This window comes from Candidatus Dadabacteria bacterium (assembly GCA_026708565.1).
GTDB lineage: Bacteria > Desulfobacterota_D > UBA1144 > Nemesobacterales > Mycalebacteriaceae > Mycalebacterium.
Map to the genome: position 1 here is coordinate 14,999 of JAPOUR010000041.1, position 13,646 is coordinate 28,644.

Sequence of the window (13,646 nt, forward strand, 5' to 3'; positions counted from 1 at the left end):
GTTATTCACGGGTTGTTCTTGTTGCCGGAATTGTTGATGTTGATAGCCGCGCGCTGGGCTATTGCCCTGTCAATCAGCAAAGCATTGTTCGGGGTGATGTTTCTGAAGCGGATGCGATGCATAAATTGCACCGCTCCCAAATCATAAAACAGACGTCCAAATACCTCATCGGCAAAACTGCTTGAGATTATGCGAACTCCCTCAAAGTCAAACTCAATCACCTCGTTATCGGTGTTGGCGATGATATTGTCAATGAGATTCTTTGCCTTGCGCCCGCTATGGCGCGAGCCAAACCCGTAGTTGCATTCCTTGACCATGACAAATTTCATGACATCATCATTGCCAGAAAACCGGTTCTTCCAATAGAAGCCCGATGCTTCCTTTTTCTCGCCGCCAAAGACAAGGGCTTTTTCAAGCAAATCCGGATCGCGCAAATCAATACGGCAAATGACAGATGTGCCTGTGTGCGGTATTGTAAAAGGGTCGGTTTTCATGCCACTTTCTTTGTTTCCTTTCAGTTGCGCCTTGTCGGAGGAAAGGCAAAACCAGCCGCCGGAAACGGTTACCACCTGATAAGTGCCGAAGAGACCATTGCCGGCATTATCTTTGCTGTCTCGCGTAACCCCTTCTTGAATTGCCCGCTTCAGCGCGTCTTCCGCATTGTCCATTCCCAGACTTTGACGAATGCCAATTCCCGCATCGGCGACAATGAATTCAATATAAGGCGGCGGGTCAATGTGTCCCTGAACTTGCACAATACCGCCAATTGATGATTGGGCATGGGTCAACACATTATCCGTTATCTCGTTCAATGACCATTCAATGGCATTGGTTTGGTCTTTGTTGAATTTGTAATTATTCAGCAATGTTTCCAGCGTATCATCCACGGCTTTATTTTGCTCATCATGGTTGGTAAAACGGGTCGCTGGCAGATGGGTCTCCGTTATCAGCGGAGAATTTTCAAATTCCTCCGGGGCAATAAAGTGCGCCCAGTTGGCATTGCGAAACAACTTTTCCGCCTCTTCCTGCTCCGGCAATTTCAATGTGAACTGAATCTTGTCATCTTTCCTGTACTTTACCAACAGAGGCAATGCCGAAACCATAAACTGCTGGTGAACAAAATCAGCAAGTGAGAAGTCCAGTATAATAAGGCTATGCTCTTCTTCAGAACATTGATAAACTGTTGCCAAGAAGACCCGCAGAAGGTCAATGTCAGCATGTCCTCTTATGCTAATCACATTCCCTTCGCGTTCCACTTGCCCTTTTTTCTCTGAATCAGTCATTGTCATCAGTCTTGTAACCCACAGATAGCCGTAAAATACCAAATTGGCTTTCAATGGCAAGAAGTTGAGCAAACTCCCCCTTGTTGAACTCCCCGCCGCAATGAGCAACAATATCTCCCTCGGAGGTTACTTGAGCGCATTCAAAGTTCACAGCGATTTCAAACCCGCAGGCGGGCAGCCCGAAGCCATAAGGCAGGTGGTTTCGCGCCTTCGGGACGGGGTTTCCGATCAGGTGCTTCTCGGCGTTACCGGCAGCGGGAAAACATTTTCGGTCGCCCACGCCATTGCGGAGGTTGACCGCCCCGCCCTTATTCTCGCCCATAACAAAATCCTCGCCGCTCAACTCTACGGGGAGTTCAGGGAGTTGTTTCCCGACAACTCCGTTCACTACTTCGTAAGTTACTATGACTACTACCAGCCCGAAGCCTATATTCCCCAGAGCAACACCTACATAGAAAAGGATGTCGCCATCAACGACCACATAGACAAACTGCGCCACGACGCCACAACCGCGCTTTTTGAACGGCGCGACATTGTGGTGGTGGCGAGCGTCTCGGCGATATACGGCATCGGCGCGCCGCAGGATTACTACGGAATGATGAGTTTCATAGAAAAGGGCGCGCAGGCGGACAGGGACGATTTCGTGTCGCGCCTTGCGGGCATCCAATACGAAAGAAGCGGCGACGCCCCCGCGAGGGGAACCTTCAGAGTCCGTGGCGATGTGGTTGACGTTATGCCGTCCCACGGGGACGATGAGGTGGTGAGGGTGGAATTTTTCGGCGACACGGTTGAGAGTATAAGCGCCGTCAGCCGCGAAACGGGGGCGGTTCTCCGCCGTATGGACAAGGCGGCGTTCTATCCCGCATCCCACTATGTCGCCCCCAGAGAAAAACTTCTCGCCGCGATAGATGGGATAAAGGGTGAACTTGAGGGCAGGGCGGGGCATTTTGAGAGACGCGGCATGATTGAGCGCAAAGACCGGCTCTCCGAGCGCACGTCAAGAGATATTGAATTTCTTGAGACCATGGGTTTCTGCCCGGGCATAGAGAACTATTCGCGCCACCTGTCGGGCAGGGAGGAGGGCGAACCGCCGTTTACCCTGCTTGACTACTTTCCCGACGACTTTGTCTGCGTGATAGATGAAAGCCACCAGACAATACCGCAGATTCGCGGCATGTACGCCGGAGACAGAAGCCGCAAGGAAACCCTTGTTGAGCACGGCTTCCGGCTTCCCTCGGCGATTGACAACCGCCCGCTGAATTTTGACGAGTTCAAAAACAGGGTGGGGCAAACCCTGTATGTGTCCGCCACTCCCGCCGCCTACGAAATGAACGTTTCCCGCGGCGCGGTGGCGGAACAGATCATACGCCCAACGGGTCTGGCAGACCCTGCGGTTGAGGTCAGGCCCGCGCGCGGACAGGTTGACGACCTGCTGGGGGAGATTCGCATTGCCAACGGGCGCGGCGAGCGGGTTCTGGTCTCCACGCTCACAAAGAAGATGGCGGAAGACCTTACGGACTGCTACAGGGAGGCGGGCGTGAAAGTGCGCTATATGCACTCGGAGATAGAGACGCTTGAACGCGTCCGCATCATCAACGACCTGCGGAGCGGGGAGTTTGAGGTTCTTGTGGGAATCAACCTTCTCCGCGAGGGGCTGGATATACCGGAGGTTGCCCTGTTCGCCGTTCTTGACGCGGACAGGGAGGGATACCTCCGCAGTGAGACGGCGCTTATTCAGATGTTCGGCAGGGCCGCGAGAAACACCAATGGCAGGGTGATTATGTATGGAGACAAGGTAACGCCCTCCATGGACGCGGCGATGAAGGAGACCGAAAGGCGCAGGGAGATACAGGTCAGATACAACAAAGAGAACGGCATAACCCCCTCGGCGGTCAAGAAAAACCTGCGCGGCGCTATGGGGCTTGTGTGCGAGGCGGACTATCCGGCTGTTGAAGGAGAGGATGACGCGCAATCCGTGGCGCCGGAAAAAATTCCCTCCAAAATTAAAACGCTCACCGCCGAGATGAAAAAAAGCGCGGACGACCTTGAATTTGAAAAAGCGGCCCACCTCAAAAAACGGATAAAGACGCTCAAAGAGATGGAGGCCAAGTACATCGCGGATATGAAGAAGTGAGCGTGTCCGCCTTGCTTAACTCCGCCGTTTGTGTAGAATAAACGCCAAGCACATCGCTGTTTTTGCGGAAGCGGGCCATGCGCCCGCTTTTGTATGGTCGGCGGTCGGGGCCGGAAAGAATGACGGAGATTATTGAAAAACTGTCGGAAATGGCGGAAGAGGTCGCCGCGCAGTCCGGCGTTGAGATTGTGGACTTGCGGGTTTCCGGTCGCAATGTGGCGGTCTTCATTGACGGCCCCGGCGGGGTGAGCGTCGGGCAGTGCGCGGAGTTCAGCAGAGAAATGGCGGTTTTGATTGACGTTGAGGGCATACTTGGCTCTTCATACAACCTTGAGGTTTCGTCTCCGGGCGTGGAGAGGCCGCTTAAGAAGCCGGGAGATTACGACAGGTTTTGCGGCAGAAGAGTGAAGGTCAGAACAAAAGAGGAGCGGCAGGGGCGCAGAGTGTTTATAGGCCGCATAGACGGGACGGACGGAGGGTTTGTGAAGATAACCGGCGAGGATGCCGGGACGTTCTCAATACCGTTTGAGAGCATTGAAAAAGCAAATTTGCAGAGGGAGTTATAAAAATGTCCACTGAGTTGAATAGAGTTATAGAGGCCGTTGTGAGGGAGAAAAGCCTCCAGAAGGAGGAGGTGGTCAAGGCCATTGAAGAGTCGGTAATAAGCGCCGTTGAGAATGTTACCGGCGCCGAGGCAGGGTCCGGCGAGTTTGAGGTTCAATACAATGAGGAAGAGGGGGCGGTTGAACTTTTCAGATACAAAGAGGTTGTTGAACAGGTTGCCGACCCGCAGCGGCAGGTGGAGGTCGGCAGAGCGAAGGAACTTGACCCGGAATCCGAGGTGGGAGAGGAGATAGGCATCAAGGTCTGGAGTTCCGAGCCGCTTTCCCATGACGATGCGGACGGCTTTGAAGACAGCGAAGGCAAACCGTTCACGCACGAGGGTTTTACGCGGGTCGCCATTCAGAACGCCAAACACAAAATCCTCCAGAAAGTCAAAGAGGCCGAAGGCAGAGTTATCTACGAGGAATTCATAAGCCGCAAGGGGCGGCTTGTAACCGGAATTGTGCGGAGAATAGAGAGAAGAAGCATAGTGGTTGACCTCGGCAAAACCGAGGCGCTTCTTCCCTACTCACACAAAGCGCCCAAGGAGTTTTACGAGCCTCAGGAGCGTGTCAAGGCGCTTCTGTTTGAGATAGACGAAGAGAGGAAAGTTCCGCGCCTCATTCTGTCAAGGGTCGCGCCGGATTTTGTAAAGCGGCTTTTTGAGGGCGAAGTTCCGGAGATAGCGGACGGCATTATAGAGGTAAAGGCCATAGCCAGAGACCCCGGCTCCCGGATGAAGATAGCGGTTTACTCCCACGACCCCGATGTTGACCCCGTGGGGGCGTGTGTGGGAATACGCGGCGCAAGGGTTCAGAACATCATTCAGGAACTTCAGGGCGAGAGGATAGACATAGTTCCATGGTCGGCAAATCTTGGACGGTTCGTATCGGACGCCCTGTCCCCCGCAGTTGTCAACAAGGTGATAATAGACGAGAACAACAACCAGATGGAGGTTGTTGTTGATGAAGACCAGCTCACGCTTGCAATAGGGCGCGGCGGGCAGAATGTGCGCCTTGCCTCAATCCTCATCGGGTGGCGCATAGACATCAAAACCGAAGACCAGATGAAGCAGGAAAAGGAAGAGTCCCTCGCCATGCTGGCGCGGCTGCCCTCGGTGGACAATGTTCTGGCGGGTTTGCTGTACAACGAGGGCTTCAGAAAACTTGAAGACATTGTGTTTGCGGACTCCAAAAGCGTCAAAGATGTTCTCGGCGACAAAAGCGACGAAGAGGTTGAGGAAATCATCTCGTTTGCAAGGACGGCTCTTCAGGAAAACGTGAAGGAACAGACCGAAAAGAAGGCGGCGGAGGAAAAGAAAGCGGCTGAAGAGGCAGAGGAAGCCGGGGAAGAGGCGGGGGACGGCGATGAACAGACCGCCGACCCCGATGACGTGCCCGCCGTGAGCCCCGATGCGCCCGCCGTTGCCGGGCAGACGGAGGAAACCGGCACGCAGGAGCAAAGCGCCGCCGGCGAAGAGAAGGCATGAGTTCGCAAAGGGTGCATGAACTTGCGGGCGAGATAGGCGTTTCAAGCAGAGAGATTCTCTCCGCCGCGGAAAAGATAGGGGGGATTTACCTCAAAACCGCCTCAAGCTCAATTGAGTCCGAAGATGCGGAGAAAATAAGAAGGTTTCTCACCGCTCCTCCGGAGCCGGAAAAGCCCAAGCCCGCCGAGGATCAGGTCAAAACCATAGAGTCCGCAGTCGGCAAGGTTGTTGAGACGCGCAAAAAAACCGGCGCTGTTGTCCGGCGCAGGCGCAAACCCGCCGCCGAAACCCCGCAGGAAACACCGGAAGCCGCTCCCCCCGCGCCGTCTTCCCCGAAGCCGCCCGCCGCCGATGAGCCTGTTCAGGAATCGGTTCAGAAAAAACCGCCCGCCGCTCCCCCGAAGCCTCAGAAGCCCAAAGAGCCGAAGGAAGTTGACCCTGAAAAAGAGATTCTCGCCCGCCGGATGAAAGACGCTCTGGTTTCCGACCTTTCAAAAAAGAGCGATGAGCCGCCGTCCCGTCCGCCGTCCGCGCCGCGCAAGAAAGAGTATGTGGTTGACGATGAAAAAAGCCTCCGCAGAAGACAGGACAATATAAGAAGGCAGAGGCAGCAGAGGCCCCAGCAGGGAGCGTCCTCGCCGCCTTCGGCCCCCGCGCCGCCTCCGGGCAAGAAGAGTGTGAAGATAGGGGAAACCATAACCCTTGACGACCTTGCCCGCAGAATGGAGATACGAATCGGGGATGTGAGAGCGAAGGCGAGAAGCGTCGGCGTTGACCCGCGCTCCGCCGCCGCGCTTGATTATGAGACCGCCACCCTTATCGCCGCCGAATACGGGCTTGATGTTGAGGTTGACAGGTTTGACGAGTCGGATTACCTGAACGACCGGGCGGCGGGGCTGAAAGATGAAGATTCGCGCCCTCCGGTCGTGAGTGTTATGGGGCATGTTGACCACGGGAAAACGACCCTGCTGGACACCCTCCGCAACGCCAATGTCGCTTCCGGCGAGGCGGGCGGAATAACTCAGCATATCGGCGCATACAGGGTTGCCTCCGGAGACAGGCGGATAGTGTTCATTGACACGCCCGGCCATGAGGCGTTCACCTCAATGAGGGCGCGCGGCGCGAGTATAAATGACATTGTGATTCTTGTTGTGGCGGCGGACGAGGGGGTGAGGGAGCAGACCATTGAGGCGGTCAGCCACGCCAAGGCAGCCGGAGTTCCGGTGATAGTTGCGGTCAACAAAATTGACAAAGAGGGCGCCGACCCTGAAAACGCAAGAAGGCAGCTGTCCGAGCACGGGCTGGTGTCCGAGGAGTGGGGCGGCGACACAATGTTTGCCAACATATCGGCGAAAAGCGGCACGGGAATAAAGGAGTTGCTTGAACTCATAATCCTGCAATCCGATGTGCTTGAGCTCAAGGCTCCCGGCTCCGGCCTCGCAAAGGGGGTTGTTCTTGAGTCGCGCCTTGACAAGGGGCGCGGGGCGATAGCGGATGTAATTGTCACGCAGGGGCGGCTCAGTGTCGGAGACCAGATTGTCGCGGGGCTGTTCTGCGGAAAGATCAGGGCGCTGACCGATGACGCCGGAGCAAAGGTTAAAACCGCCGGTCCCTCAACGCCGGTTGAGGTGATGGGGCTTCCCGGTGTGCCGGAGGCGGGAGAGATGTTTCATGTCGTAAAGGATGAAAAGGTTGCCCGGCAGATAGTTGAAAACAGGCGCATTGTTCTGGGGCGGCAGGACGCGCCGTCTGTTCCGCAGCCCCTTTCCATGGATTCCCTAAAAACGATGCCATCCCCGGAGGAACAGGAGGCCGGTCCCAAGGAGTTTTCCCTCATTCTCAAATCCGACACTCAGGGCTCAGCCGAGGCGGTCAGAGACTCCATTAAAAAACTGGACACCGAAAAGTGCTCCGTCAAGATCGCGCACTCGGCTGTCGGCGGCATAAGCGGCGCCGATGTTGAACTCGCCTATGTTACCGGCTCTATCATTTTAGGATTCAATGTCCGTCCGGACTCAAAAGCCGCGGCGGACGCCTCGGAGCGCGGGGTGGTCATTGAGACCTACCCGGTTGTTTACGAACTTGTGGACAGGGTGAAACTGGCAATGGAGGGTCTTCTTGACCCGCTGGTTGAAGAGGAGACCATAGGGCATGCGCGGGTCAAAGAGGTGTTCCGCATATCGGGGCAAAGAATTGTGGCGGGTTGTGTGGTTGATGACGGCAAGGTGCTCAGGGGGCAGAATGTGAGGATAGTCAGGAACGGGGCGGTCGTCTATGAGAGCACGGTCGGCTCGCTCAGGCGCTTCAAGGATGATGTGAGAGAGGTGCAGTCCGGTTACGAGTGCGGAATGACGATAGAAAACTTCAGCGATGTAAAGGTGGGCGATGTGTTTGAGGTGTTCCGCCTTAACGAGACCGCCCAGCAACTCTGATGGCCGCGAGGGAGCATACTGCGGGGGGCAAGAGAAGGGAGCGCGTGAGCGACCTTCTGCAGAGGGAGATAGCAAACATAATCAGCGAGGGAAATGTAAGAGACAGGCGGGTTTCCCATGCGGTCATAACGCATGTTTCCCTGTCGGGAGACATGTCTCACGCGAAGATTTTTTTCACCCACATGAAGGGCGGGTCGCCGGACGCGATGAGCGAGGCGTTCGGCAAACTTTCGGGATTTTTCCGCCGCGAGGTCGCCTCCCGGCTCAATATGAGAAAAGTTCCGTCCCTTGAGTTCAGCCCGGACGATGTGGCGGACTCCGCCCGCAGGGTGGATGAGATAATAAGGCGGGAAGGCGGTTGAAGGGATAAAAAGCGGCTCATAAAAGAGCCGCTTTTTTGCCGTTATGCCGTCCCTCTTCCGTCATTCCGTGCTTGACACGGAATCCAGAGGGGACGGGGAGGTGGTTAAATGGTAAAAGAGGCACAAGGTTAGTTGTTGGTAGCATCCTTCACCAACAGTTGCTTAATGTCTTGCACTTCCCTTATAAGGGATTTGATTTGCGGGTCTTCCGTGTGCGAGTTTCTCTTGAGAACCCCGTTTGCGCGGGCTTCCATTAACACCATCACATGTCTTTCCGGTATTTCTCTACCTCTGGTGTAAACTTTGCGGGAGACACGTAACATCGCCGCTATTCCCCGCCATACATAGGCACGGAAAATACTGTCCTTCCACCAAGCGCGGAGCAGGACATTGCCGAATATACACGACCACACCTTATACAGTAGAAACCCGCATATCGCGGTTGCCAGTGATTGGCGGTCAACCAGTTTCCACCACTCTGTTATTATTCCGTCCATCTCACTTGTCCTCCTCTGGGTCTGGGGTCTTCACATTGCCATAGACCTTTTTCTCGCAAGCCCTGACAATGTTTTTGTCTGTATGCTTGGCGATGCAATCGACACTTTTACCTTCTGGAAGATTGAGGCACTTCTTCGTGGTGGCGAGCAGATAACCATCACCGTATTTTTTGTCGTGTTCCGCAGAAACACAGGCAAGTTGGTCAATGCCTTGACCTAACTCCTTGTCCACTTGTTTGCCGCAAACACCGCAGATATAAACGGGCGTGTCGCCCTGTTTGTGCGACAACTGGCAACCGTCCAAGTCGCTCAAACTGTCTATGCTGTGCCTTCTGTGTCCCGCAACCTTTATGTCGCGCCCTGTGAAGGTGTGGTGAAGCGTTACGCGGTTGTAACAACTTGGCCACAAGTGCCTTGGTGGTATGGTATCTTGCGGCGCGTGGGCAACAGGAATGCACCCACTCACCATTACCGCCAGCACAATCGCCAGCATTATTTTTCGCGTCATTCCGACACCCCCCTTTTTCAAAACATCCTAACCGTTGAACGGCAGGCAATATAACCCCTTCCAAGACAACTGCAAACCCCTCAACCCCTCTGGATACCGTGTCGGAGCACGGTATGACGGGGGAGACCCCGCCACCCGCCGATGTGTTACAATGTGCCTTCTCGCATGCGGGCGTTCAAAACAAAACTGTTTGACAAGTGGGCTTCCAAAGAAGGGCTGACTGACGCCGTGCTGTGGAGAGCGGTGGAAGAGATTGAAGCCGGGCAAGTGGATGCCAATTGAGGCGGCAATGTCTATAAAAAGCGCGTTGCCCTGAAAGGCAGGGGCAAACGCGGCGGAGCGCGGGTTTTGCTGATTTACCGCGCGGGCGATGTGGTTTTCTTTATGAGCGGCTTCACCAAAAGCGACCGTGAAAATATAGAGAAAGACAATCTGACTTCATTGAAGGAATCGGCGAAAGACCTGTTAAAATACAGTAGCCGCAAACTGGACAAACTGGTTGCGGACGGTAGATTTAGGGAGGTGAAAAACAATGGACGGTAAGTCAATCAAAGAAGTCGTTTATGAGACAATGAAAGACCTTCATGAGGGAGGGTTTCTCAGCGATGAAAGAATGCGCTACTTTGACTTCCTCTGTAAGGGCTACACGCCCAAACAGATACGGCAAATCCGCAAGAAAACTTGCAGCAGCCGGGATGATTTCGCCTCTCATCTGCATGTCAGCAAAAAAACAGTGGAAAATTGGGAAAGCGGACAGACAAAGCCGAGCAGAGTCGCACGGAAACTGTTGAACATCGTTGACCGCAAGGGCTTGGAAGCGATTGACTGACGGGAAGGCGGTTGAAAGTTCCACAAGAGATAACCCGTCTGCTGGACAGCGGGAACAGTTTTCTTCTGACCTCCCACGAGAGTCCGGACTCGGACGCTCTGGGCTCAATGCTCGCGCTTGCCTCTTTGCTTGAATCTCTCGGCAAAAAGGTTTCCCTTTACTGTTCCGACAATGTTCCGGCTTTTCTGCGGTTTCTTCCGGGCTCGGAAAAACTTTCCTCCGATTTGGGCGGCGATTTTGACGCCCTTGTGGTTCTTGACTGCCCCGTTCCGTCCCGCGCCGGGAGCAGGTTCGGGGAATACGCCACGTCCTGCGGGAAGGAAGTCGCCATAATTGACCATCACAAAGAGCAGTCCTCGCCGGGGGCGGTGAAGTGGGTTGAGACATCCGCGCCCGCCACCGGCATTATGGTCTATGAGATTTTCAAGGCGTTTGACGCACAGATACCGCCCGCCGCCGCCACCTGTATTTACGCCGCCATATCTGGCGACACCGGCTCTTTCAGATTCTCAAACGCCACGCCGGAATGTTTCCGTGTTGCGGCGGAGATGGTCTCCCTCGGCGCAGACCCGGAGAAAATCTCAAGCGCCATCTACGAAAACCAGTCCCTTGAGAGAATGGAGCTGCTCGCGCGCGTCCTCGCCACCCTCAAGACCGACAAGACGGGAAAGGTGGGGTGGGTTCGCATTGACAAAGAGATGTTTGAGTCAACCCGCACGACAAGGGAGGACAGCGAGGGCATGGTTGACCTTCCCATGAGCGTGAAAGGCGTTTGCGTTGCCCTGCTTTTCAGGCAGGAGCGGGACGGCGACAATCTGTTCTGGAAGGCGAGCATAAGGTCGCGGGGAGACATTGACGTGAGCGAGGTGGCTTCCATGTTCGGCGGCGGCGGGCATAAAAACGCCGCCGGTTTCACCTTTAAGTGCGGCACGGACGAGGCGCTTGAAAAAATCTTAAAGGCGGTGGGCGGCGGATGATTGCCGCTGTGGACAAGTTCGGAGGCGGTGATATAATTGGCGGGTTGCCCAAGGGGGCGCTTGTTGTCGCATTTTCCCTCTGTTGGATTGGTTTTCAGGGCGTCCGGCCTCGCGCCGGTAAAATTGGAGGTTTGAAGTTTTGCCTTTAGACAAAGATGAAAAGCGGAAAGTTATTGAGGAATTCGCCGAAAAGCCCGGAGATGTCGGGTCTTCGGCGGTGCAGGTTGGCATACTTTCAAAGCGGATAGAGCAAATATCCACTCACACATCAAAGATGAAAAAAGACGCGCATTCGCGCCGGGGCCTTGTGCGCCTTGTTGCGAAAAGAAGGAAACTTCTGAACTACATGAAGGGAGCGCGCCCCGAAAAATACGCCGAGATAATCAAAAAACTCGGTCTCAGGCACTGATTCAGCGGAGGACAGATTCTTGGAAAAAACAGTTGAAAAAACACTCTTCGGCTCAAACTACAAAATAGAAGCCGGAACGGTCGCCCGTCAGGCGAGCGGAGCGGTTCTGATGAGCTGCGAAGACACGGTGGTTCTCGCCACGGTTGTGGCGGAGGAAGGCCGCATACAGGAAGATTTTCTTCCCCTTACGGTCAACTATCAGGAAAAGACATACGCGGCCGGAAAAATTCCGGGCGGCTTTTTCAGAAGGGAGGGCAGGCCCAGCGAGCAGGAAATTCTCACCTCGCGGCTTATAGACCGCTCCATAAGGCCGCTTATAACAAAAAGGTTCACATACCCAACTCAGGTGATGATAACGGTGCTTTCCGCGGACACGAAGGCGGACCCCGGCGTGCTTTCCGCCACCGCGGCGTCGGCGGCGCTTGTTCTGTCGGACGTTCCGTTTGAGGGCCCCATAGCGGGTGTGAAGGTCGGAAGAATAAACGGCAATCTGGTATGCAACCCCTCGTCCGAGGAAATTGAGTCAAGCGACATGGACATAGTCGTAACCGGAACCATGGACGCAATTGTGATGGTTGAGGGCGGGGCAAAAGAGGTTTCCGAAAGCGACATGATAGAGGCGCTTATGTTCGCCCATGAGCGCATAAAGGAACTTGTGGCGATGCAGGAGGAACTTGCGTCCGGCATAGCCCGTCCCAACAGGGTTCTTGAAGAGGAAGACACTTCCGACACGGAGCGGGTCGGGGCCGCAGTGCGGGAGTTCGCCCTCGGCAAACTTGAGCAGGCGGCTGTCAGGCCGTCCAAGGATGAGCGCAGAGAGGAGATAGGCAAAGTGCGCGCGCAGACCGGAGAAGAGGTTGGCGGCCGCTTTCCCGGACAGGAGGGGATGGTTTCCGACGCTTTTGACAAACTGACCAAAGAGGTGGTGCGCTCGCTCATAGTGGAGAAGGGTGTCCGTCCGGACTCGCGCGACTTCAAAACCGTCCGCGACATCAGTTCCCGTGTGGGGATTTTACCGCGCTCTCACGGCTCGGCGCTTTTTACGCGCGGAGAAACTCAGGCTTTGGTGGCGGCCACTCTCGGAACCGCCTACTACGAGCAGAGGATAGACTCGCTTGAGGGCGACATAAAGAAGCACTTTATGCTTCATTACAACTTCCCGCCTTACTGCGTGGGTGAAACCAGCAACCGGCTTGCTCCCGGCAGAAGGGAGATAGGGCACGGGGCGCTGGCGGAGAGGGCGGTGAGGCCCCTTCTGCCGTCAAAAGAGGATTTCCCCTACACTATCAGGGTGGTTTCCGAAATTCTTGAGTCAAACGGCTCGTCTTCAATGGCTACCGTCTGCGGCGCGTCAATGTCTCTTATGGATGCCGGAGTTCCGCTTCGCGCTCCGGTCGGCGGCGTTGCCATGGGCCTCATCAAAGAGGGTGACAAACTGGTCATTCTCTCCGACATTCTGGGTGATGAAGACCATCTGGGCGACATGGATTTCAAGGTTGCCGGGACGGAGAACGGAATCACGGCGCTTCAGATGGACATCAAGATAGACGGTGTTACCAGAGAGATACTGTCAGACGCCCTCAGTCAGGCGAAAGAGGCGCGCCTCCATGTGCTTGGCGAAATGGCACAGGCTATAACGCGCCCCAATGAGGATGTTTCCGCCTATGCGCCGCGCATAATGACGATTCAGATACACCCCGACAAGATTCGGGATGTCATTGGCTCCGGCGGCAAGGTGATAAACAAACTCATTGATGAGACCGGCGCACAGATAGACATCGGGGATGACGGCAAGGTGCTTATATCCTCTCCGGACAAGGAGTCGTGCGAGAACGCCATCAACAGGATTCAGAAGATAATAGAGGAAGTGGAGCCCGGCAAAGTTTATCTCGGCAAGGTCAAGCGGGTGCTTGATTTCGGCGCGATAGTGGAGATGGACAACGGCAAGGACGGCCTTGTGCATATATCCGAACTGGAGCAGGGCAGGGTTGAGAAGGTTACGGATGTGGTCAACGAGGGAGATGAACTGCTTGTCAAATGCCTGTCAAAAGAAAGAGACGGGAAGATACGCCTCAGCCGCAAAGAGGCGCTGGGTGAAAATATAGAAGATTACAGGTAGGCGG

Annotated in this window: 12 protein-coding genes and 1 pseudogene; 10 read left to right on the top strand and 3 right to left on the bottom strand. The window is 55.0% G+C overall.

Annotation, left to right across the window (positions count from 1 at the left end):
- Nucleotides 1–5: 5 nt before the first annotated feature.
- The gene (locus OXF42_05420) at nt 6–1,343 is read right to left on the bottom strand and encodes a DUF4325 domain-containing protein (protein ID MCY4047530.1); all 1,338 of its coding nucleotides are present in this window, start codon (nt 1,341–1,343) and stop codon (nt 6–8) included.
- A gap of 70 nt (nt 1,344–1,413) precedes the next feature.
- Here OXF42_05420 and uvrB point away from each other — a divergent pair, with 70 nt between their 5' ends.
- From uvrB to rbfA, 5 genes are all read left to right on the top strand, one after another.
- Nucleotides 1,414–3,417: an excinuclease ABC subunit UvrB gene (gene uvrB, locus OXF42_05425; GenBank protein ID MCY4047531.1), complete on the top strand. Its 2,004-nt coding sequence runs from the start codon at nt 1,414–1,416 to the stop codon at nt 3,415–3,417.
- Nucleotides 3,418–3,536: 119 nt separating this feature from the next.
- Entirely contained in the window at nt 3,537–3,983 is a 447-nt protein-coding gene (locus OXF42_05430) for a ribosome maturation factor RimP (protein ID MCY4047532.1), read from the top strand.
- Between the two features lie 2 nt (nt 3,984–3,985).
- A complete protein-coding gene (nusA, locus tag OXF42_05435) occupies nt 3,986–5,509 on the top strand; it encodes a transcription termination factor NusA (GenBank protein MCY4047533.1) in 1,524 nt (507 codons plus the stop codon).
- Nucleotides 5,506–7,941 (top strand): translation initiation factor IF-2, encoded by a 2,436-nt coding sequence (gene infB / locus OXF42_05440; protein ID MCY4047534.1) that lies wholly within the window; start codon nt 5,506–5,508, stop codon nt 7,939–7,941. Before nusA ends, infB begins: the two co-directional genes overlap by 4 nt.
- Nucleotides 7,941–8,303 carry a 30S ribosome-binding factor RbfA gene (gene rbfA / locus OXF42_05445; GenBank protein ID MCY4047535.1) on the top strand — a complete coding sequence of 121 codons (363 nt, stop codon included), beginning with the start codon at nt 7,941–7,943 and terminating at the stop codon, nt 8,301–8,303. Before infB ends, rbfA begins: the two co-directional genes overlap by 1 nt.
- Before the next feature lie 128 nt (nt 8,304–8,431).
- On the opposite strand, the gene OXF42_05450 is transcribed toward rbfA, so the two are convergent.
- Both OXF42_05450 and OXF42_05455 read right to left on the bottom strand, forming a co-directional pair.
- On the bottom strand, nt 8,432–8,800 hold the full coding sequence (locus OXF42_05450) for a hypothetical protein (GenBank protein MCY4047536.1): 369 nt from the start codon (nt 8,798–8,800) through the stop codon (nt 8,432–8,434).
- 1 nt (nt 8,801) lies between these two features.
- Nucleotides 8,802–9,308 carry a hypothetical protein gene (locus OXF42_05455; protein MCY4047537.1) on the bottom strand — a complete coding sequence of 169 codons (507 nt, stop codon included), beginning with the start codon at nt 9,306–9,308 and terminating at the stop codon, nt 8,802–8,804.
- A 165-nt stretch (nt 9,309–9,473) separates the two neighbouring features.
- Between OXF42_05455 and OXF42_05460 the strand changes: the two are divergent.
- The 5 genes and pseudogenes from OXF42_05460 to OXF42_05480 all read left to right on the top strand — a co-directional run bounded on the left by OXF42_05460 (nt 9,474) and on the right by OXF42_05480 (nt 13,642).
- Nucleotides 9,474–9,851: pseudogene (locus tag OXF42_05460) on the top strand (type II toxin-antitoxin system RelE/ParE family toxin).
- A complete protein-coding gene (locus tag OXF42_05465) occupies nt 9,841–10,137 on the top strand; it encodes a transcriptional regulator (GenBank protein MCY4047538.1) in 297 nt (98 codons plus the stop codon). Before OXF42_05460 ends, OXF42_05465 begins: the two are co-directional and overlap by 11 nt.
- An 11-nt stretch (nt 10,138–10,148) precedes the next feature.
- Complete coding sequence (locus tag OXF42_05470) at nt 10,149–11,114, top strand: bifunctional oligoribonuclease/PAP phosphatase NrnA (protein ID MCY4047539.1); 966 nt, start codon at nt 10,149–10,151, stop codon at nt 11,112–11,114.
- A gap of 139 nt (nt 11,115–11,253) precedes the next feature.
- A complete protein-coding gene (rpsO, locus tag OXF42_05475) occupies nt 11,254–11,523 on the top strand; it encodes a 30S ribosomal protein S15 (GenBank protein MCY4047540.1) in 270 nt (89 codons plus the stop codon).
- A gap of 19 nt (nt 11,524–11,542) precedes the next feature.
- A complete protein-coding gene (locus OXF42_05480) occupies nt 11,543–13,642 on the top strand; it encodes a polyribonucleotide nucleotidyltransferase (protein MCY4047541.1) in 2,100 nt (699 codons plus the stop codon).
- Nucleotides 13,643–13,646 lie beyond the last annotated feature (4 nt).